18 protein-coding genes and 1 tRNA gene are annotated in these 21,303 nt (G+C 67.1%); 6 read left to right on the top strand and 13 right to left on the bottom strand.

What is annotated here, in order from left to right; genetic code table 11:
• Positions 1 to 85: 85 nt before the first annotated feature.
• The 5 genes from AX709_RS06295 to AX709_RS18555 form a co-directional block, all read right to left on the bottom strand.
• Positions 86 to 2,017 (bottom strand): S9 family peptidase, encoded by a 1,932-nt coding sequence (locus tag AX709_RS06295; protein ID WP_197419081.1) that lies wholly within the window; start codon positions 2,015 to 2,017, stop codon positions 86 to 88.
• Between the two features lie 122 nt (positions 2,018 to 2,139).
• Positions 2,140 to 3,663 carry a SulP family inorganic anion transporter gene (locus tag AX709_RS06290; RefSeq protein ID WP_082731004.1) on the bottom strand — a complete coding sequence of 508 codons (1,524 nt, stop codon included), beginning with the start codon at positions 3,661 to 3,663 and terminating at the stop codon, positions 2,140 to 2,142.
• 167 nt (positions 3,664 to 3,830) lie between these two features.
• The gene (locus AX709_RS06285; protein WP_066547961.1) at positions 3,831 to 5,156 is read right to left on the bottom strand and encodes a sensor histidine kinase; all 1,326 of its coding nucleotides are present in this window, start codon (positions 5,154 to 5,156) and stop codon (positions 3,831 to 3,833) included.
• Complete coding sequence (locus AX709_RS06280; RefSeq protein ID WP_156437826.1) at positions 5,153 to 5,866, bottom strand: response regulator; 714 nt, start codon at positions 5,864 to 5,866, stop codon at positions 5,153 to 5,155. The genes AX709_RS06285 and AX709_RS06280 overlap by 4 nt, the downstream gene beginning before the upstream one ends.
• 118 nt (positions 5,867 to 5,984) lie before the next feature.
• Complete coding sequence (locus tag AX709_RS18555; RefSeq protein ID WP_156454177.1) at positions 5,985 to 6,176, bottom strand: hypothetical protein; 192 nt, start codon at positions 6,174 to 6,176, stop codon at positions 5,985 to 5,987.
• Positions 6,177 to 6,306: 130 nt separating this feature from the next.
• On the opposite strand from AX709_RS18555, the gene AX709_RS06275 reads away from it, so the two are divergent.
• A complete protein-coding gene (locus AX709_RS06275) occupies positions 6,307 to 8,688 on the top strand; it encodes a M1 family metallopeptidase (protein ID WP_066547995.1) in 2,382 nt (793 codons plus the stop codon).
• On the top strand, positions 8,685 to 9,170 hold the full coding sequence (locus tag AX709_RS06270) for a DUF6702 family protein (RefSeq protein ID WP_197417187.1): 486 nt from the start codon (positions 8,685 to 8,687) through the stop codon (positions 9,168 to 9,170). Before AX709_RS06275 ends, AX709_RS06270 begins: the two co-directional genes overlap by 4 nt.
• A 97-nt stretch (positions 9,171 to 9,267) precedes the next feature.
• On the opposite strand, the gene AX709_RS06265 is transcribed toward AX709_RS06270, so the two are convergent.
• Positions 9,268 to 10,941, bottom strand: a complete 1,674-nt coding sequence (locus tag AX709_RS06265; RefSeq protein WP_231727443.1) for an alkaline phosphatase D family protein — start codon at positions 10,939 to 10,941, stop codon at positions 9,268 to 9,270.
• Positions 10,942 to 11,161: 220 nt separating this feature from the next.
• Here AX709_RS06265 and AX709_RS06260 point away from each other — a divergent pair, with 220 nt between their 5' ends.
• On the top strand, positions 11,162 to 11,974 hold the full coding sequence (locus tag AX709_RS06260) for a DUF1499 domain-containing protein (RefSeq protein ID WP_066547958.1): 813 nt from the start codon (positions 11,162 to 11,164) through the stop codon (positions 11,972 to 11,974).
• On the opposite strand, the gene AX709_RS06255 is transcribed toward AX709_RS06260, so the two are convergent.
• Entirely contained in the window at positions 11,963 to 13,045 is a 1,083-nt protein-coding gene (locus AX709_RS06255) for an FAD-dependent oxidoreductase (RefSeq protein ID WP_066547955.1), read from the bottom strand. The two genes, AX709_RS06260 and AX709_RS06255, sit on opposite strands and share 12 nt — an antisense overlap.
• A gap of 343 nt (positions 13,046 to 13,388) precedes the next feature.
• Between AX709_RS06255 and AX709_RS06250 the strand changes: the two genes are divergently transcribed.
• Positions 13,389 to 15,530: a carbohydrate-binding protein gene (locus tag AX709_RS06250; protein ID WP_082731655.1), complete on the top strand. Its 2,142-nt coding sequence runs from the start codon at positions 13,389 to 13,391 to the stop codon at positions 15,528 to 15,530.
• A 62-nt stretch (positions 15,531 to 15,592) separates the two neighbouring features.
• The gene (locus AX709_RS06245) at positions 15,593 to 16,315 is read left to right on the top strand and encodes a hypothetical protein (RefSeq protein WP_156454176.1); all 723 of its coding nucleotides are present in this window, start codon (positions 15,593 to 15,595) and stop codon (positions 16,313 to 16,315) included.
• A gap of 111 nt (positions 16,316 to 16,426) precedes the next feature.
• Here the strand turns inward: AX709_RS06245 and AX709_RS06240 are convergent.
• A tRNA-Pro gene (locus tag AX709_RS06240) sits at positions 16,427 to 16,503 on the bottom strand.
• 93 nt (positions 16,504 to 16,596) lie between these two features.
• On the bottom strand, positions 16,597 to 17,415 hold the full coding sequence (locus AX709_RS06235) for a CsgG/HfaB family protein (protein WP_066482781.1): 819 nt from the start codon (positions 17,413 to 17,415) through the stop codon (positions 16,597 to 16,599).
• A 218-nt stretch (positions 17,416 to 17,633) separates the two neighbouring features.
• On the opposite strand from AX709_RS06235, the gene lepA reads away from it, so the two are divergent.
• Positions 17,634 to 19,430, top strand: a complete 1,797-nt coding sequence (gene lepA / locus AX709_RS06230; protein ID WP_066547950.1) for a translation elongation factor 4 — start codon at positions 17,634 to 17,636, stop codon at positions 19,428 to 19,430.
• 105 nt (positions 19,431 to 19,535) lie between these two features.
• Here the strand turns inward: lepA and AX709_RS06225 are convergent, their stop codons facing one another.
• The 4 genes from AX709_RS06225 to AX709_RS06210 form a co-directional block, all read right to left on the bottom strand.
• Positions 19,536 to 19,928, bottom strand: coding sequence for a hypothetical protein (locus AX709_RS06225; protein WP_066547947.1), 393 nt, complete (start codon positions 19,926 to 19,928; stop codon positions 19,536 to 19,538).
• Positions 19,925 to 20,815, bottom strand: coding sequence for a 3-hydroxyisobutyrate dehydrogenase (mmsB, locus tag AX709_RS06220; protein WP_066547945.1), 891 nt, complete (start codon positions 20,813 to 20,815; stop codon positions 19,925 to 19,927). Before mmsB ends, AX709_RS06225 begins: the two co-directional genes overlap by 4 nt.
• A complete protein-coding gene (locus AX709_RS06215; RefSeq protein WP_066482401.1) occupies positions 20,815 to 21,075 on the bottom strand; it encodes a hypothetical protein in 261 nt (86 codons plus the stop codon). Before AX709_RS06215 ends, mmsB begins: the two co-directional genes overlap by 1 nt.
• Before the next feature lie 4 nt (positions 21,076 to 21,079).
• A partial coding sequence (locus tag AX709_RS06210) for an enoyl-CoA hydratase-related protein (protein WP_231727442.1) occupies positions 21,080 to 21,303 on the bottom strand: 224 nt, incomplete at its 5' end.

Genomic DNA, 21,303 nt, shown 5'->3' with positions numbered 1-21,303 from the left:
TACCAAGCACCCGTAAATCCCCCCGCACGCGCCGGGAAAAACGGGCTCGTCCGCCAAAAAGATGCGCGAATGCGCGCCGACCCGCCTATTGGCCGCCGCGCGCCTGCGCATATCGCTGTTCCAGAAACTCGGCCACGCGGCGATAGGCGTGAACGCGATTATTGAGCCGGGCGATGCCGTGGCCTTCGTCGGGAAAGCGCAGATAGGTCACCTGCCCGCCATTGGCGCGGATGCCGGCGACCAGCCGGTCGCTCTCGCTCACCGGATCGCGCGGATCATTGGCCCCGTGCATGACGAGCAGCGGGGCCTTGATCTTGTCGACATTGTTGATCGGCGACAGCTTCGCGAAAAAGGCGCGCACCTTGGGATCGGCGATGTCGCCGAATTCGAGCCGGTCGGCGGCCTTGAGCGCCGGGCTTGCGCCCTCCAGCGCGGTCACCCAGTCGGACACGCCGACCGCCGAGACGCCGGCAATGAACAGATCGGGATAGGTACCGAGCGCCTGATTGGTCAGGTAGCCGCCATAGGACCCGCCGCCGACCGCGACCCGCGACGCATCGACCCGGCCGGTGGACTTGAGCCAGGCCACGGCATCGGCGAGGTCGCCGACCTCGTCGACCTTCTTTTCGCGGTCGTTCAGTTCGGCGAACGCCTTGCCCTGCCCGGTCGAGCCGCGATAGTTGAAGTCGAGGACGGCGATGCCGCGCGACACATAATATTGCGTCTCCGCCGAAAATGTGGGCGCGGCATAGGCGCTCGGCCCGCCATGAACCTTGAGGTAGACCGGCGGCAACGGCGCACCGGCCGCCAGGCGCGGCATGTAGAGCAGACCGGTGAGCGGCGCGCCGTCGCGAGCGGGAAACGCCACCGGTTCGGGCACGACCATCGTCGCCAGATCGAGCCCCGGCGTGTCGGCGGGCACCGCCACCGTTGCTTGCGCATCCGGCACGCGCCACACGCGCACCTCGCCCGCGGTCGTCGGCCCGTTGGCGTTGATGACCAGCACCGGCGCCCCGGCCGCAAAGCGCATCGTGAAGACGCCGCGCGGCAGGTCGGGCACCGCGACGTCGCGGCCCGTGGCGAGGTCGCGCACATGCAGGTGCGAAAAGCCGGTCTCGATCGTCGTCCAGGCCAGATAACGGCCGTCGGCGCCAAGCGTCACGCCGTCGATGTCGCGGCCGGGATCGGCAAGCACGGTCGTCCGCCGCGTCGCGATGTCGTAGCGGATCAGGCGGTGATGATCGCTGCCCTCGTTGCTCGCGAGGTACAGGCTTTTGCCGTCGGGCGAAAATTCCGCCCCGATATATTCGGCGGTGTCGCGCGGCTTGAACAAGGGTTCGGCACGCCCCGTCGCGATGTCGAGCAGATAGAGATTGTTGCCCTGGCCGCCGCGCGTCTCGCTGACCACGACGCGATCGCCACCCGGCTGCCACGCGACGGGATAGAAGCCGCCCTTGCCCTCGAACACCAGCCGGCTCCGGCCGGTTGCGGTATCCGCCACATGGATGTCGAAGTCGCGACCGTTGCGCTCGGTCGACGCATAGGCGAAGCGTTGGCCGTCAGGGGACCAGGTACCGAACTGGCGAAATGCGGGCGTCTTGGCGATGACTTCACGCTCGCGCGTGCCGTCGGCCGACAGCCAGTACATGCCGACCCGCTCGTCCCCGTCGGTATCCGCACCATAGAGCCAGCCGCCGCCCGGCGCGGCCTCGATCCAATCGACGCCCGAGCCATAGGTCAGCTGGTCGGGCACGCCGCCCGTCGCGGGCACCGCCCAGATCTGGGGCACGCCGGTCACGTCGCTCAGATAGGCGATGGTGCGGCCGTCCGCGCTGAGCACCGGGCTGCGCGCGCTGCGCACCAGCAGGAAGCGGGCGACGTCCGCCGCCGCATTGTCCGCGCCACGCAAGGTTACGGGTGCGGCGCGAACGACGTCCTCGGGCAGGAAAATCGGATCACTCGTTTGCGCCGATGCGCTGCCCGCAACCAGCAACAGCCCCAAGGCAATTCGACGCATCGCCACCCCCGTCCCCCGTTCGATTCGGGCGCACCCTACACGCGCGGTCAGCGACTGCGAAGCGGCGCGACCCCGCGGGTCGCGCATTGATCGCGGTGACGATCGAGCGGCCGGGGCTGCGCTCAGGCGAGGCTGGCAGCCAGTCGCTCGCGCTGGCTGTTTTCGCCGATCAGCTCGACGCGCAGCCCCGACCGCTGCTTGCGCTTGAGCGTTTCCGCCAGCAATTCGTTACTGGTGTGATCGACGAAATGCAGGCCCGAAAGGTCGAGCTTCAGTCGTCCGCGCGCGGGCAACCGGTCGAGCAGCTTGGTCAGCCGGTTGATCTGCAGAACGGTCGCACCGCCGGTCAGGGCGACGCGATGGTCGTCCGCGCTGCCGCTTTCATGGACCTTGAACCCGATGCGGCGCAGTTGCGGCACCAGTTCCAGCATCGACATCGCCAGGCCGACCATGACGCCGGTCAAAAGGTCGACGGTCACCACCAGAATGAAAGTCACCGCCCAGGTCGCCGCCGGCAGCAGGCCATATCGCTCGAACAGGTGACGGGCATCCTTGAACTTGACGAGCTTCCACCCGGTCACGACAAGCACGCCGGCCAACGTCGCGGTCGGCACCACTGCCAGCACCGCTGGCAGGAAAGCGACGAACGCCAGCAGCCAGATGCCGTGCAGCACCGTCGATGCGCGCGTTGTCGCGCCCGCCTGGACATTGGCCGAGCTTCGGACGATCACGCCGGTCATCGGGAGCGCCCCGAGCATCCCGCAAAGGAAATTGCCGACGCCCTGGGCGCGCAGTTCCTTGTTATAGTCGGTCTGGGTACGATCCTGCATCCGGTCGACCGCCGCCGCCGACAGCAGCGTTTCCGCGCTGGCGATGAAGCCGATCGCGATCGCCAGCCCGATCACGGTGGGATCGGCCAGCCGAGCGAAGTCAGAACCGCCCGCGATGTTGAGCCCGCCCAGGATGTTTTCGGGGAGCGAGATACGCTTCACCGCGGTCATCCCCAGCAGCGAGACGAGGGTGCCCAGCATGACACCGACGAGGGCGCCGGGAACGAGCTTGAGCGCCGCTGGCTTGAACTTTTCCCAGCCGACCATGCCGGCGATCGTGACGAGGCCGACGATTACCGCGGCGATCGTGCTGCCCTGGGTCAGGCCGATGAACTGTTCGGGAATGGCCTTCAGGTTGGCGAGCCCCGAACTGCGCGGGGTATCATCGAACAGGACGTGAAACTGCTGGACGACGATCAGCGCGCCGATTCCGGCAAGCATGCCGTGAACGACTGCCGGGGAAACGCCGCGAAACCATCCACCCATCCGCGCCGCACCGGCCACGAGCTGGATGACGCCGGCCAGCATCAGCACCGGCCCGAGCGTCTCGATGCCGTGCTTCTGGATGAGGTCAAAGACAATGACCGCCAGCCCCGCCGCCGGCCCGCTGACCTGCAGCGGCTGACCGGCGAGCAGACCGACGACGATACCGCCGACGATGCCCGTCACCAGCCCGGCTTCGGGCGGCGCCCCGGAGGCGATCGCGATCCCGAGACAAAGCGGCAGCGCGACGAGGAAAACGACGAACGATGCCGCCAGATCGCGCATCGTCGGCTTGTCGAAGCCCGCTTTCGGCCCGGTCGGTGTGTTGCTCATGTCCATCGTTCGCGACGCCTTTCACCTGTCGGCTGCGCGCCGGCGTTTGGCGGGAACGTCTCCCCGAGCCGACCGACACGCAGCGTGGTCGCTGTGAAGATGGCGCGGCTTCTTTGCTGCGGCGCAGCCCGCACGTAACAAAGTGTTGCTGGAGCAGGCGCGGCGATTCAGGCGTGATCGGGCAGGAACAGCGTCGCGCGCAGCCCGGGATCGGCGTTTTCAAGCGTCAGCGTGCCGCCGTGTACGCGGGCGGCCTGATCGGCCACGGCAAGGCCGAGCCCCAGCCCCTTCGTATCGCGCGCACGCGCATGATCGCCGCGCATGAAGGGTTCGGTGACGCGCGCAATTTCCCCTGCGTCGATCCCCGGCCCGCGGTCGCGCACGATGATGTTAAGCCCGGCACGACCACCCGCGCCACGTCCGGCCTCCAGCCCGATCGTCGCCGATCCGCCATAATGCACGGCATTGTCGACCAGGTTGGTGATCGCGCGGCGCAGCAGCACGGGGCGTGCCATCGCGTTCAGACCCGCGGGGCCAGCATAGCTAACATCGTGCCCCATGTCGGCGGCGTCGTCGGCGATCGTCTGGAGCAGGCTGGCGACATCAATCCGGCGCGGCGCTTCCAGCTCGCCGCCGCGCATGAAATCGAGGATCGAGGTGAGCATCGCCTCCATTTCGTCGACATCCTCGCGCATGGCGTCGGCATCCAGTGCGGCCGCCGGCGCCCCGATCCGCATCTTCAGCCGCGACAGCGGCGTACGCAGGTCGTGGCTGACCGCGGTCAGCGCCTGGGTGCGGGTGTCGATCAGCTGCCCGATCCGGTCCTGCATCGCGTTGAGCGCCTCGGCGAGCTGGCTCAGCTCGCGCGGCCCCGCGCCCTCGACATGGACGCGATGCTCGAAGCCGATTTCGCCCGCCGCGGCCGCCAGCGCGCGCAGCGGCGCGGCAAGCGTGCGGACCAGCACCGCCGCGACCAGCACGACCGCCAGCGCGACGATCGCGACCGACAGCAGCGTCTCGATCGCTGTCGCCCACGGCGTCAATGGTTCGTTCGACTTGAACTGGAGCCACGTCCCGTCATCGAGCCGGACGCCGCCGATCAGATAGCTCTCGCCACCCTTGTCCCGCGTGCCCAGGCGCAGCGCATGGCGGGCGAGCGTCGGCTCCCACAACAGGATTTCGCTGACGATCGCTGCGGTCTTCGCCGATTTGCGATCGATGCCGGGCGGCTGACGCGACCAGTCGAAGCGGACGTGGCGGGTCGAAAGCGCGGTTGCGGTCTGCACGCGCGTGGCCGGGGCGGCCGTCTGGATCACGCGCTCGGCGACGACGAGCTGTTCGGCGATCCGCTGCGACTGTTCATTCCTCATCAGCAGTCGTTCCGCCTCGCCGAAGACGAGCACGCTGCCCAGGAACTCGACGAGGATCGCGGCGAGCAATACGAGGGTCACCCGCCCGGTCAGGCCCGAGGGCCACAGGCGGACGCGCCTCATCGCCGTTCGACCGAAGGCAGAAACATGTAACCGACGCCGCGCACCGTCTTGATCAGGTCGGCACCGCCCGCGTGCGAGCCCAGCTTCGACCGCAGCCGGCTGACCAGCACGTCGACCGAGCGATCCGACACGCCCGCGAGCCGATCGCGCGACTGTTCGAGCAGGAAATCACGGCTGACGACGCGCTGGGCGGTGTCGGTGAGTGTGATCAGCAGGTCGTATTCCGCCCCCGACAGCATCACCTGCGAACCGTCGGGCGCGACGAGTTCGCGACGCGAGGTGTCGATGCACCAGCCCTGGAAGCGGACTTCGCGCGCCGCTGTCGCGGCCATCAGCGCGCCCCCCGCGCGGCGCAACACCGCGCGGATCCGCGCGATCAGTTCGCCGGGGCCGAACGGTTTGGAAAGATAGTCGTCGGCGCCGATTTCAAGCCCGACGATGCGGTCGCTTTCCTGGCCGCGCGCGGAGATGATGATGATCGGGATGGATGTCGTCGCGCGCACCGCACGACAAATGTCGAGACCGTTGGTGCCGGGCAACATGATGTCGAGCAGCAACGCCTGAAAGTCGCCGGCCTCGAGCAGCGGGTACATTTCCGCAGCGGTCGACACGCCGACCGGCTCGTAACCGTAATCGCGAAGCGCGCGCGCGACCAGGATGCGCAGCGGTGCGTCATCCTCGACGATCAGGATCTTTCCGGGCGACTGCATCGGGTCGGCAAGGTCGACTTCTATAATGGCCGCAAGACCGCGCGACGCGCCGGGTTAATCCGACGCGGCACGACAGGTCAACTCCGCTGCCAGCGCGCTTCCCTGGTGGTCCGGCCGATCAGCGGTGGTTGCGGTCGCTCTCCGGCATCACATGCGCCTCGATTTCGGCCGCGTTGCGTTCGGGCTGATCGGCCATCGGATGACGGTTCGACCGGCGCTGGAGGAACACGCCCAGCATCACCACCGCGATCAGCGCGACCGCAATCAGCGTAAAAAACATAAGGCTACCAATGGTATCGCTCGTATCCATTTCGAATCTCCTTCTAGACAGGGCAACGGCGGGCGGCGCCAGGTGTTCCCCAGCATGCTTGACAGCCCGGCAACCACGCTCGACGATGAAGGGACATCCCGTCATCGAAGGACCATCCGACTTGCTGCGAATGACCGCGTTGCTGCTGGGCGCCAGCCTGATCACCGTTGCGCCCGCGCTTGCCGATCCCGTTCGCCAGACCAAGGGCAGCTGGGAAGACAAGTTTCGCCAGCTGGAGGGTGAGGACTGGCCGACGCCGACCGATTACCGCAATGCTTCGGGCGCACCGGGGCATCGCTACTGGCAGCAAAAGGTCGACTATGACGTGCGGGTCACGCTGGACGAGGCGCGCAGGACGGTGACGGGGACCGAGACGGTCCGCTATCGCAACAATTCGCCCGATGCCCTGCCCTATCTGTGGCTGCTGCTCGACCAGAACCAGTACAAGCGGGACTCGATCGCCGAACGCACCCTGACCGTGCCCGCGTCGGACAAGATCACGATCGGCGAGATCCGCCGGGCCAAGCGGATGCAGGAATGGGAAGGTGGCTTCACCATCGCCGCGGTGCGCGGGCCCGACGGCCAGCCCCTGCCCTTTACCATCACCGACAGCCTGATGCGGATCGAGCTGCCCCAGCCCGTCGCGGGCAATGGCGGCGAGACGACGTTCTCGATCGACTGGTCCTTTCCGCTCGCCGAACAGAAGGTCGTCGACGGACGGTCGGGCTATGAATGCTTCACCCAGCCCGGCGAGGACGGCAACTGCATCTTTCAGGGCGCGCAGTGGTTTCCGCGGCTCGCGGTCTATTCGGACTATGAAGGCTGGCACAACAAGGCGTTCCTCGACGCGGGCGAATTCACGCTGGAATTCGGCGACTATCGCGTCGCGCTGACTGTCCCCGCCGATCATGTCGTCTCCGCAACCGGGCTGCTGCAGAACCCCGAGCAGGTGCTGAGCGCCCGCCAGCGCGAGCGGCTGGAAACCGCCAGGACCGCCAAGGCGCCCGTCTATATCGTCACGCCGGAGGAAGCGGAGGCAGCCGAGCGGGGCAAGGCCGGCGGCACGCGCGTCTGGGAGTTCGCGGCCAGCAACGTGCGCGACTTTGGCTGGGCGTCGTCGCGCAAGTTCGCCTGGGACGCGATGGGGGTGAAGCAGGCATCGGCCGAGATGCCGCTGGTCATTGCGATGTCGTTCTTCCCCAAGGAAGCGCGGCCGTTGTGGGACGCCTATTCGACCAAGGCGATTGCGCACACCATCGACGTCTATTCGCGCTTTTCCTTTCCCTATCCCTATCCCGTCGCGCAGTCGGTCAACGGGCCGGTGGGCGGGATGGAATATCCGATGATCACCTTCAACGGACCGCGCCCGGTGAAGGACAGGAAAACCGGCGCATTGACCTATACCGAGCGCGCGAAGAACGGGCTGGTCGGCGTGGTGATCCACGAGATCGGGCACAATTATTTCCCGATGATCGTCAATTCCGACGAACGGCAATGGACCTGGATGGACGAGGGGCTGAACACCTTCCTTCAGTTCCAGGCCGAGAAATTGTGGGACAAGGATTTCCCCTCACGCCGCGGCGAGCCCAAGGACATCGCAGAATACATGCTGTCCGAGGATCAGGTGCCGCTGATGACCCAGTCGGATTCGGTCCTGCAGTTCGGTGCCAACGGCTATGGCAAGCCCGCGACCGCGCTGACCATCCTGCGCGAGACGATCCTGGGTCGCGAGCTGTTCGACCGCGCGTTTCGGGAATATGCCAATCGGTGGCGGTTCAAGCACCCGACGCCCTATGATTTCTTCCGCACGATGGAGGAAAGTTCGGGCGTCGATCTCGACTGGTTCTGGCGCGGCTGGTTCTATTCGACCGACCATGTCGACATCTCGCTCGACAAGATCGTCGAGGGCAGGATCGTCGGCTCCGACCTGGAAGGCGAAGCGGCGGCCAAGCGCCGGGTGCGCGACGCCGAGCCCAAATCGCTGACCGCGACCCGCAACGCCGGCGAAGCGACCGTCGTCGAGCGCGATCCCGCCACGCGCGACTTCTACACCGACCGCGATCGTTTCGCGGTGACGCCGCAGGACCGCCGCGACCTGGCGGAAAAGGTCGATGACTTGACCGCGGAGGAGCGCGCCGCGCTGGCGGTGAAGGACAAATTCTATCGCTTCACCTTCGCCAACAAGGGCGGTCTGGTGATGCCGGTGATCCTGAAGCTCGATTTCGCCGATGGCGCGAGCGAGACGGTGCGCATTCCCGCGGAGCTGTGGCGCTACGATCCCAAGCAGGTGACGTGGCAATATGTCACCCCCCGGACGATCACCGGCGCGGAGCTGGATCCGCTTTGGGAAACCGCCGATGCCGATCGCACCAACAATGTCTGGCGCGGCCGGATCGACCGGGTGGCGATCGAGATCGAGGACGCCGAGGAGGTCGAGGACCGGATGAAGGACAGCGACCTGCAGGTGAAGCCGGGATCGCTGCGCACCTATCCGGCGCCGCCGTCGAAGTGAGGGGGGTATTCGTTGCGCTGGCGATGGCGATGCTGGCCGCCACGCCCGCATCGGCGCATCGCGGGCATGATGCGATCAGCGTGGTAATGATCGAGAAGGATGGCACGGTGACGGTCTCGCACCGTTTCGAAGCGCATGACATCGAGCCTGCGCTGGCCCGCATCGCGCCGAACGCCCAGACCAGCCTGGACGACCCGGACGCGATCGCGGCGCTGGAGGCCTATCTGGCACGTCGCTTCACGCTGATCGTCGACGGCAAGCCGGTGGCGCTCGCCCACCGCGCGACCGACCTGAGCACCGCCGAAGTCCGCGTCGACTTCGCCGGGCGCGCGCGCGGCCGCATCGACGCGGTGACGTTGCGCTCGGGCATCCTGACCGACGTCTATCCCCGCCAGCAGCATCAGGTGAATGTCCGCGCCCGCGGCACGGTGCGCACGGTGCAGCTGAGCGGCGGAACCGCGCGGACGGTGAGCTTCGAGTAGCGCGGACGAGACGTCTTGATCTGACCCCAAATCACGATCCGTTCGCTTCGAGCGAAGTAGAGAAGCGAACGGGTTACGCGGATGTGCGCTATGCGGCTCAGCCCGCCACCACCTTCGTTTCACCCGCCGGAACCACCATTGTCGCGCGGGTCGAGATTTCGCCGTTTCGGTCGGAGATGCGATCCATCACCCGCACCTTGGTTTCCCAGCGTTCGCGGGTGACGTCGCACAGCATGTAGCCGCGCTGGGCATTGTTGAACTTGAGCTGGGGATTGTTCGCCTGGACCCACACCATGTCGGGGCGGACATCGACGCCGTCGCCGCCCGAGGTGATCGAGGTCGCGACGAATTCGGTCGCGATCGCCTTTGCCCCCGGATTGCGCCCGTCGAGGTGGAGCTCTCCGGCATAATTCTGGTGCTCGTCGCCGGTCAGCACGACGACGTTGTCGAGCCGGCGATCCTGAATACCCTTGAGCAGCCGCGCCCGCGGGATGCGATATCCGCCCCAGCTGTCCAGATTATAGGTCGCACCGGGTTCCCCATTGCGGTCGAGGTCCATGACCATCACCTGCTGCGCCAAAGCCTGCCACTGCGCGTCGGACTTGCCGAGGCCGTCCATCAGCCATTTTTCCTGCGCCGCGCCCAGCATCTGCGCATCGGCCTGGTTGATACCCGGGCAATCGGGCTGCCAGCGGTCGCCGCACGGCTGGTTGGTGCGATACTGCCGGGTGTCGAGCAGATTGAGGTCGAGCAGATTGCCGAAGCGCGCGCGGCGATAGATCTGCATCTGCGGCCCGACCGGTAGCGCCGAGGCGCGCAGCGGCATATGCTCGTAATAAGCCTGCATCGCCATCTGGCGGCGCAGCGCGAAAATGCCGGGCGGCGTATCGTCCTGATCGAACAGGTCGACCCAGTTGTTGTCGATTTCATGATCGTCCCACACCGTGAACCACGGCGCGGCGGCGTGCGCGGCCTGAAGGTCGGGGTCCATTTTGTACTGGGCGTAGCGGCGGCGATAGTCGACGATCGAGTAGATTTCGTCGCCGTCGTGCTGGCGGATCGTCTCGACCGGTCCCTCGCGCGTGTTGCGCACGCGGCCGCCCCGGCCTTCATAGATATAGTCGCCATAGCAGAACACGAAGTCGGGCGCTTCGGCGGCGAGCTTGCGATAGGCGGTAAAATAGCCCTGCTCGTAATGCTGGCAGCCCGCCACCGCGAAGCGGATGCGATCGAGCGCCGCACCGGGTAGCGGCGTCGTCATCGCCCGGCCGACGCCGCTGCGCTCGCGCCCGGCAACGAAACGATACCAATAGGGGCGACCCGGCTTCAGCCCGGCGACCTCGACGTGGACGGCATGGCCAAGTTCGGGCCGCGCGAGCGCGGTGCCCTTTGCCCCGATGGTGCGAAAGCCCTGATCCTCGCCGACTTCCCAGTCGACCGGCACCGCGAGCGCCGGCATCCCGTGGTCGAACGCCAGCGGTTCGGGCGCGAGGCGGGTCCAGATCACGAAGCCGTCGGGCGCCGGATCGCCGGCCGCGATGCCGAGCTGAAACGGATCGGTGCGAAAGATCGGATCGGCGATCGCCTGGCGCCAAGGCTGGACGGCCAGCGCGGTCACCGCGGCTGCGCCAAAGCCCTTGAGCGCACTGCGCCGCGAAACGTCAAGCCGCGCCGAACGCAGCCGATCCCAGTCACCCATGACGCGATATCCCCATTTTCCGGCGAGCCATTGCTGCCCGCATTCCATCGCCGGGTCTATAATCGGCAACATGTCATCGCCGTGACAGGCCGTCGTCCGGCCGCCCGGCCGCGACGATCGTGCGCAACATCGTGGAAGGCCGCACCGCTTTGCCAAAGCCGCCGGCCCGGCGACACGCGCTCCACCCCCCTGTTGCCACTGGCGCGCATCGCCCATAAGCGCCGACATACTCGTTACGGGCAGGGGAAATTGCGATGCAGCGTCATTCGACACCAATGCGTGGAGCGCGGCGTTGACCCGCGCGGCGTTTGCGCGGATCGCGCTCGTCCTTTCCCTCGCGTTGCCGGTTTATTTCGCGGTCGCGGCGCTCGGCACCAAATTCGGCTGGTGGGGCTGGCAGACGGGGCTGTTGACCCTGATCGTCACCTGGGGACCGCGGGTCATCGGCCTGGCGTTCGTCCTCGCGCTCTTGGCGCTGATCGCCGCGCTGGTCCGCCGGCCGCGCCGGGGCTGGCGGTCCTCGCTGATCGCGCTGCTGATCCCGGCGGTCGCGCTCGGCTATCTCGGCTATGTGCGCAGCCAGAGCGCGGCCATCCCGCCGATCCACGACATCGCCACCGATGTCGCCGACCCGCCGGCCCCATCGCCCGCGCTGGCGAAGGCACGCGACGCCGCGGGCGCCAACCCGGTCGCACGGCTGGACGCGCCGCTTGCGACGCTCAAGGCGTATCAGGGACCGCGCTTTGCCGACATCGCCAGGCGTTCGATCGGCGAATTGAGCACGACCGCCTATCCCGACGTCTGCCCGATCCGGGTCGCCGCGACGCCCGATGCCGCGTTCGACGCGGCGTTGGCGGCGGTGCGCGCCGCGGGGCTGCGCGTTGACACGGCCGACCGGGCGACTGGCCGGATCGAGGCGGTGGCGACATCGTTCTGGTTCGGGTTCGACGACGACCTGATCGTGCGCGTCCGTCCCGACGGCGCCGGGTCGCGGATCGACCTGCGCTCGATTTCGCGGGTTGGGTTGAGCGATCTGGGCGCCAATGCCAGGCGGATCGAGGGGGTGTCGGCGGATATCCGCGCCAAACTCGGCTCAGCGCGCTAGCCGGCGGAAACGCGCGATAAAGCGCCGGTCGATCCGGTCCTTGAGCCACCACACCCACCTGCCCTGCGCAGCAAACGGCCCCCAGGACAGGATCGCGCGCCCGTCGCCGGTCGACAGCAGGTACAGCGTCCAGCGGCGCGGGCGATAACGCCGCGACGGCGGCCGGCCATCGATCGCGGCGCGCAGGTTGGCGGCGAGCACCGGCCCGGCGAAGACGGCATGGACGCCCGATGGCGGCAGCGCCCGGTCGATCCGACGCGCCACGTCGCCGGCCGCATAGATGCGGGGATGGGAAAGCGATCGCTGGGCGGCATCGACCCGGATGAACCCCGCGGGATCGCGCGCCAGGCCTGAATTGGCGAGCCAGTCGGGCGCACCGCTGCCGATCGCGGCGATGACCCTGCGAGCCTCGATCATGCGCCCGGCCGCGCATAGCGGGCCATCGTCGCGCATCTCGCCGTCGGCCGCGACGATCGCGATGCCGCGTTCACGCAGGGCATCCTCCGCGCGACGCCGAACGCCTGCTGCAAAAGCGGGCAGCAGCCCGTGATCCCCGGTGACCAGCGTGACCGGCCGATGTCCGGCCGCATCGAGGGCAAAGGCGAGCTCGACGCCGGCCGCGCCGCCGCCCAGCACCGCCATCGCATCAGCCGATGGGATTTCCGCGATTTCGGCCATCAATCGCTCGATCGGCCGAACGGCCAGCACCGTCGATCCATCGCCAGCGCCCGGCGGAAGTCGAGGCGTGCTGCCCGTTGCGATGGACAAAAGATCCCAGCCGATTTCCGAACCATCGCCGAGACCGAGCCGCCGGGCGACCGGGTCGAGCCGGATTGCATGGGCCAGGAGCAGCTGGACGCCGGCGCGCGCGCAGAGCGGCTGCAGGTCGATCCCGGCATCGCTGGCCGTGTAACGTCCGGCAATCCAGCCGGGCACCATTCCCGAATAAAGCGCAACGCGAGCCGGCGTGACCAGGATCGTCTCGGCCGGGGGCGGACCGCGCCGGATCCAGTCGGCAAGCACGCCCAGATGCGCGTGCCCCCCACCGACAAGGACAAGTCGACCGCTCATGCGCGAAGCGGCCGCGGCATCGCGTGGTCCGGCGGGGTGCGATCCAACCCGCACGTCGCCCACGCCGAATCGCCCGCCTCGACGGCAAGGAATTGGCGTTCAACGGCCCGACGATCGTTCGGGGCGCTTCGTCTTGTGATCGTCAATATCGGTTTTGCGATGATGACTGCCGCTTTCTGTTTATTGCGCAAAATGTCGCTAAGATCATGAATAATAAGGAATTAACGTCGCTTTTGCGTACGGCTCGGCCAACAATTCCCTAGCGTTGCATATCCGCGCCACCGCTTCCCGTCGGGAGCAGGTGAGCCAAGGCTCGCCCTGGCGCAAGAGATTGGGGGCGTACATGATCGGTGCAGTTCGTAGCCAGAAATTCGGTGCAACGGCATGGGCCATCGTGCTGAGCGGCGCAGCATTGGCGACTGCGGGAGTCATGGTGGTGACGCCGTCGAGCACCCTGTCCGGCGCCGTCGTCACGCGCGCAGACGCGGGTCCCGACCAGACGATCGTCCTGCCGCAGACCGAGACGACCCTGACCGGGCGACTGCCGAGCGGGACGCCCATCTGGGCAGTCGTCAAAGGGCCAAGCGGGGTCCAGATTCACACGTCCAGACAGTTGACCACCAAGGTGACGTTCCCCGGGGCCGGTGTGTGGACGTTCGAGCTGCGGACCAAAGGCACCCGCACCGCGACCAGCACCGATCGGGTCACCGTGACGGTGCAGCCCGCCCCCGAACCCACCCCGGTCGCCAGCGCGACCGTGCCCGCAACGGCGACTGCGCCCTGGCTGGTTCCCCAACGCATCAACGCGCTCCGCTTTGCGTCCCGCGAGGGACTGACGACCGTCTGGGGCGATTATTGGGAGAGGACCGAGGACCCGACCTATGTCCTCGAGCAGCAGCAGACGCAGGAACTGGGCAATGCCGCCAACGGCGCGAACGCCACCTATGCCGGGCTCGACCTGGGCGACGGGATCGATGGCGTCATGCTGCGCGTCTCGCTGCCCGCTGGGAGCAGCGCGGTCGAGGTCCGGATGAACTCGGCCACCGGACCGCTGGCCGGCCCGGTCTGCACCATCCCCTCGACCGGCGGCGTCGGTTCCTACCGGACCATTCGCTGCGCGGTGGACCCGTCGATCGCGCGCGGTGCGGACAAGACGCTGGCGTTTCGCTTTACCGGCAGCGATCCCGCGCTCCGGTTCAACTGGTTCGGCTTCTGGGCGCGCGGCACGGTCCAGCAGATCGATTCGCTGTCGAAGGTCCAGCGAACCGCGGACGCCAATCCGGCGACGCCGGTAACACCGCAGGCGGGCAAACCCACGCGGACCGAGGCGCTGCTGCCCACCTCCGATATTCCGGCGGCGCGCACCTACGGCAAATGGTCGCCGAGCCAGGCCGGCGATTGCCCGAAATGGTTGCACGACACCTATTGGGTGCGCGGCGACGACGGCAAGGCCTATCCCACCTGGCACCCGGCGGTCGACTACAACAAGGAAACGGGCGCCTACTGCACGTTCGGGCATGAGCACGGCAGTGACCCGAAGGGCTCGGCCGTCTTCAATCTCGCCGGAAACCTCGCCTTTGGCTATGTCAGCGAAAACCACGAACCCAACGCACCCGCGTTGCAGCGCATCGAAGATCATGTCGGCTACAAGGTGATCGTCGCCAACGCATTCCAGCTGTACAACGCTTCCAACCCGGCACAGACCAAGCGGTGCAGCCTGCTGACGTCGCTCCATGTCGGCACGCATTCGCCCGACGCCTTTGCCAACAGCGCCCATGAGGTGCAAACCGCCGGGCAATGCGAGGGGTTGGAGCCATTCGCGCTTCGCTACTTCACGCTGTTCGGCATTCCCGGCTCGTTCAAGGAACCCGAAGCGGAAGGTTGCGGCCTGGGCGTGTCCCCCGGGATCGCGCCGAGCCCCGCCAACCAGCCGGTCGGCGGCGTCCATCGCGCCATTCCCAGCGCGGCGTGCTTCCTGCGTGGCAGCACGGACGACCAGAAGCGCCTGGCCAGCAACCGGCTCATCGAATTCTGGCTGACGGGTCTGACCGGGGGATCATTCTATTACACGATCGGCAACCCGTCGCGCTTCTATGATCCCAGCCTCGTCAACCGCCTGGGGCGCATCGTCGACCTGTGCTATGATCCGACCCATCCCGTCGCGTCGTCGCAGCAATGCCAGGAGACCGTTGCGTCGTCAGCGTCGCGCATCGGCTTTGACGATCCGCGCTCGAGCTTCCGGGGATCGGTGCATGTCAACACGCACTTCTCGACGATGGCGTTCGCCAATTCGGCGAGCAGCACGATCTATACCAATGCCTGGGGCCAGAACATGTCGCTGACCCCCGATCCGTCGCGCGGAATCATCTTCCGCCAGACCGTCCCGACGGTCGGTTTCCACTACAAGGTGGACGGCCAGGCGAGCCGGGTGCCCAACGTCGATCATTCCGCGGGTGGCCGCAACGGCATCAGGTCGCCGAATTGACGGGGCGCGGAACGAGCGGCTGGCCCGAGGCCGCGCGCCCCGACTTATCCCGCCGGGCGGTGTTGACGGCAGCGGCCCTGATCGGTGCGCTGCCGGTCAGCCTGATCGCCGCATGCGGACAAACAGAGCAGGACGGCAGCGCGGGCGACGCCGGCATAGCGTCCGAACAACCGGCTGCGTTCAGCGCCCGGTTCCTCCTTCCGGGTGCGGGCGGCGTGCGGCTCGACTTCGAGAAGGCGGATCGTTTCAGCCTGTCCGCCGACGCCGGGCCAGGCAGCACGATCGTCGCGGACGGCGACATCTATCTCTATGTGGCGCCGTCGATTGCCTCCGCCGGGAGCGCGCGCCTGCTCCTGCTCGGTCGGCTTGCCCCCGATGCTGCGGGCGCGGACCGGACAAGCGCCAATCCCGCGCTCAAACCGGCGCGCCTGGACAATGACCGGGCCGAACAGTGGCAGGTGCGAGCGCCGCTTTTCGAAGCCGTGGGTCCCCCCCGCCCTGACGACGGGTCGGGTCGCCGCTTGATCGTCGCCCGGCTTCCGGGGCTCGCGCGCGCGCAATATGCGGCGGGCGCGCGCCTGTCGGCCGGCATGAACATGAGCCTGTGCGGCGACGCGGTGGCGCGGTTGATCGCAACCTGGCCTGCCGGCATCGTCGGCAGGGGTCTTGCCGTGCTCGATGATTCTGCGGGGATCCACCTGGAAGGCCCCATCCGGCCGCTCGCCGCCGCGATCGCCCTTCCCCGCGACATTCCCGTCGAAGATTATCGCATCGGGCCCGCCTAAACGGACACGCGAGCCGACGCGCGCTCGCCGATCCTGTGAAAGGCGCGCCCAATGACTGAACGGCCGGGACCCATGTCCGCGTCCGGCATCAATCGCGATGATTTGGAAAATTGGTCGGGGAAAGAGGATTCGAACCTCCGGCCCCTGCCTCCCGAAGGCAGTGCTCTACCAGGCTGAGCTATTCCCCGACCGGGGCCGGCCCCTGGCGGGACCGGTCGTTGAGAGCGCGCGCTATAAGCGGGTGGCGCACGCCCCGCAAGGGGGGATGCGCCACCAATTGTTCAGCGCGCCCGCGGGGCCGCCTCGGACGCGTTTTCCGGCAGGCCACCGAGCTCGGTCACGAGCTTGGTATAGGCGTCGAGATAGGCGAGGACGATCACCTGGCCGATTTCGGTGTTCTGATAGCCGCCGCCGCCGGCCCCGAACACGCCGGCCCCGGTGAACAGCCCGCCGCCCGCGCCGAAGCTCAGGTCGCTCTTGCGGGCGTACCCCTCGACCAGCGCCTCTTCCTCGGTCGTCCGTGCATTGACGACCGACAGCGTGACATTGGCTTCGCGCTTGCGGATGTTGATGCCGCCGATCAGGCCGCCCGCCGCGCCGCCCAGCAACCCGCCGACCAGGCCACCCAGCGCATTGCCGCCCGAATTGCGATTCGACGACACGATGTCGGGTTGCAGGAAATAGTCCGCGGCGCGCACCTGGCCCTTGCCGAGGTTCGACCCGGCCTGAAGCTCGCCCTGATCGGCGAGCGCGCGTTCCATCGCCCGGTTCTGGAACGAGCGGCCGCGATTGACGAGCGTGAAGCAGCCCGATTGCTGGACGAAGACGCGCAGAATCGCCTCCGGGCTGCCCAGGCTCAGTTCGCGCCACCACTGATTGTCGGGCTCGACGATCGCGACGGCACCCAGCTTCTTGGTGCAGCGCGGGATCTGAGCGGTCGCGCGCTCCTGATCGCGGCGGCCGGACGATGCGCCCTTGGTGGTGCCGTCCTTGTTGGTCTTGCCCGAAGACGACGTGGCGGTCTGTGCCTGCGCAGCGGTCGCCAGCACGGGCGACAGGGCGACCGACAGGGCGGCCGCGGTGGTGAACAAAGCGCGCATCTCGAAGAACTCCCCCTTCACTTCACGGGACGCCGCGCCGTCCGTTGCCGGCATGCGTCCCAACCGAATGTCCGTTCGGGCACCACAACCCCACGCGCCGTCAGCCGGACGCACGTCCATTATCAAAGCCGCCCGTCGCACGTAAGTACAAACCGCGTCGCCGTGGCCCGAAGGGAGGCATTTGGCTTTGCGCGGTTCGGTGCTATCGCGCCGCGATCATGGCCACCGACATTTCGCGCATCCGCAACTTTTCGATCATCGCCCATATCGACCACGGCAAGTCGACGCTCGCCGACCGCCTCATTCAACGCACCGGTGGCCTCACCGAGCGCGAGATGAGCGCGCAGGTGCTCGACAACATGGACATCGAGAAGGAACGCGGCATCACGATCAAGGCGCAGACCGTGCGCCTGGAATGGAAGGGGCATGTCCTCAACCTGATGGACACGCCCGGCCACGTCGACTTCGCTTATGAGGTCAGCCGCAGCCTGGCGGCGTGCGAAGGCGCGCTGCTGGTGGTCGACGCCGCGCAGGGCGTCGAGGCGCAGACGCTGGCGAATGTCTATCAGTCGATCGAGCATGACCACGAAATCGTGCCGGTCATCAACAAGATCGACCTGCCCGCCGCCGAACCCGAAAAGGTCAAGGCGGAGATCGAGGACATTATCGGCCTGGACGCCTCCAACGCGATTCTGGCCAGTGCCAAGTCGGGCATCGGCATCGACGAAATCCTGGACGCGATCGTCGACCGCATCCCGGCGCCGACGGGCGATCCGGATGCGCCGCTCAAGGCGATGCTCGTCGACAGCTGGTACGACCCCTATCTGGGCGTCGTCATCCTAGTCCGGGTGATGGCGGGCACGCTCAAGAAGGGCCAGCAGGTCAAGTTCATGCAGGCGGGCACCACCCACCTGATCGACCGGGTCGGCTGTTTCCGGCCCAAGATCGAGCAGCTGACCGACCTCGGTCCCGGCGAAATCGGCTTCATCACCGCGCAGATCAAGGAAGTCGCGCAGACGATGGTCGGCGACACGATCACCGACGCGAAAAAGCCCGCTGCCGAGGCGCTGCCGGGGTTCAAGGAAGTGCAGTCGGTGGTGTTCTGTGGCCTGTTCCCGGTCGATGCCAACGACTTCGATAAATTGCGCGAGAGCATTTCCAAGCTGCGCCTCAATGACGCCAGCTTCACCTTCGAGATGGAGACGTCGGCCGCGCTGGGCTTCGGCTATCGCTGCGGCTTCCTGGGCCTGTTGCATCTGGAGATCATCCAGGAGCGGCTGACGCGCGAATACGACCTCGACCTCATCACGACCGCGCCCAGCGTCGTCTACAAGATCCAGCTGACCCATGGCGGCGGCGAGATCGAACTGCACAATCCCGCCGACATGCCCGATCCCAACAAGATCGAGGAGATCAGCGAACCGTGGATCAACGCGGTCATCTATGTCCCCGACGAATATCTCGGCAGCGTGCTCAAGCTGTGCCAGGACCGGCGCGGCATCCAGAAGAACCTGACCTATGTCGGCGGGCGCGCGCAGATGACCTACGAGTTGCCGCTCAACGAAGTGGTGTTCGATTTCTATGACCGGCTGAAGTCGATCAGCCGCGGCTATGCGTCGTTCGACTATGAACAGATCGGCCATCGGCCCGGCGATCTGGTCAAGATGAACATCCTGGTCAACAACGAGCCCGTCGACGCGCTCAGCATGATCGTGCACCGCGACGCAGCGGAAGCGCGCGGCCGCCACATGTGCGAGCGGCTGAAGGACCTGATCCCCCGCCACTTGTTCAAGATTCCGATCCAGGCGGCGATCGGCGGTAAGGTGATCGCGCGCGAGACGATCGCGGCGCTGCGCAAGGACGTGACCGCGAAATGCTATGGCGGCGACGCGACGCGCAAACGCAAGCTTCTGGAAAAGCAGAAGGAAGGCAAGAAGCGGATGCGCGAATATGGCTCCGTCCAGATCCCGCAGGAAGCCTTCATCGCCGCGCTGCGCATGGGGGACGACAAGTAACCTGACGGTCGTCATGCCGGTGAAAACGGGCATCTCAGGCGATCGGCCCGATGGCCCGATGGCTCAGGCCTACGCCGGGCAGGACAAATTGAGCCCGACAGTCGCCTACCTCGCCGACCGTCGTGCCTCGGCGCGGCGGCGCGCGAGGTCGGCAATCCCGTCGCGCCGCTTCTCGAACACGCACGCGCCGAGTTGGCGCTGGACATCGGCCTTCATTGTCGCCTGCACCGATGGCTCCAGCGCGGGCGTATCCGTCGCGGCGAGGCGTGGTGCCAGCATGCCCGCGCACTTGACAAGCGCATCGCAGCCGATCGCGTCGATCGCGCGATCGCCTATCGATTGGCGCGTCTTGCACCGCACCTTGTCCTTGACGATCCGATAACTTCCCCGCCAAAGGCCCAGGCGCTTGCCGATCACGACGATGTCGTCGGCCTCTTCGGGCTGCGTTTCCTGAAGCGGCGCGGCGACCAGCGCGATCGCCAGCAGCAGTCCGCTCATTTCACAATCTTCCCCGCCAGCATCAGCGCCATCGCGGAGAAATCGCGGCCGCCCTGCCCGGAATCGACCAACTGTTGGTACAGTTCCGCCGCGCGCGCGCCCATTGGCGCGTCGGCCCCCGATGACGCGGCCGCCTCCATCGCCAGCCGCAAATCCTTCAGCATCAGCGCGGCGGCGAACCCGCCCTGATAATCGCGATCAGCGGGCGTTTCCGGCCCGACGCCCGGCACCGGGCAATAGCTGGTCATCGACCAGCTCTGCCCTGACGAGACCGAGCTGATGTCGTAGAAGCGCTGGAGATCGAGGCCGAGCTTTTCCGCCAGCCCGAAAGCCTCGCAGGTCGCGACCATCGTCGCGCCGAGCAGCATGTTGTTGCAGATCTTTGCCGCCTGCCCCGCACCATTGCCGCCGGCGTGGATCACCGCCTTGCCCATGTCGGCCAGGATCGGCTCGGCACGCGCAAAGGCTTCGTCGAGGCCGCCGACCATGAAGGTGAGCGTGCCGGCCTGCGCCGCCGCAATGCCGCCGGACACGGGCGCGTCGACCGCGGTCAACCCCTTGCCCGCCGCCGCCTCGGCGACCCGGCGCGCGGTATCGACGTCGATCGTCGAACAATCGATCAACAGCGCGCCGGTATCGGCCGCGCCGAAGACATGACCGCGATAGACCTGTTCGACATGGCGGCCGGCGGGCAGCATGGTGACGACCACCTCGGCGTCCGCACACGCCGCATCGGCGCTGTCGGCGGGCAGGCAACCCGCGTCCTTCGCGCGCGCGAGTGCGTCGGCGGAGAGGTCGAAGGCGCGGACGTCATGCCCCGCCTTGGCCAGGTTCGCGGCCATGCCGCCGCCCATGTTGCCCAGCCCGATGAACGCGATACGTGCCATCAGTCATTCCTCTCACGGGTTTTCCGTCGCAGCCATCCAGCAAACGCGCCCAGCGCCGCAGGAACGGCAGTTACCGTATAGACGATGCCGGCAAATGCCCAATCCATGCTGTGTGGCACCTCCCCGGGCAGCAACAGGCCAACTAGCCCACCGGGCACACCGCCCAGCGCCGCGATCAGCAGCGGATGGACCCTGGTCCATCGCGCAAGGCACGCCGCGATCACCGCAATCGCGATCAGCAGTCCGGCAACGGCACCCAACTGCTCAACGCCCCGTCCAATTCCCCGGCCGCTTCTCGACGAACGCGGTCATGCCTTCCTTCTGGTCCTCGGTCCCGAACAGGCCGAAGAACAGGCGGCGCTCGAACGCCACTCCGTGGGCCAGCCCGGTTTCAAACGCGGCGTTGACCATTTCCTTGTTCGCCTTGGCCGCCAGCGGCGGCATCGCGGCAATGGTGGCGGCGGTCTTCACCGCCTCAGCGACCAGAT

Source organism: Sphingomonas sp. CCH15-F11, assembly GCF_001557005.1.
Taxonomy (GTDB): Bacteria; Pseudomonadota; Alphaproteobacteria; order Sphingomonadales; family Sphingomonadaceae; genus Sphingomonas.
This window is presented reverse-complemented; position numbering and strand designations above follow the sequence as displayed.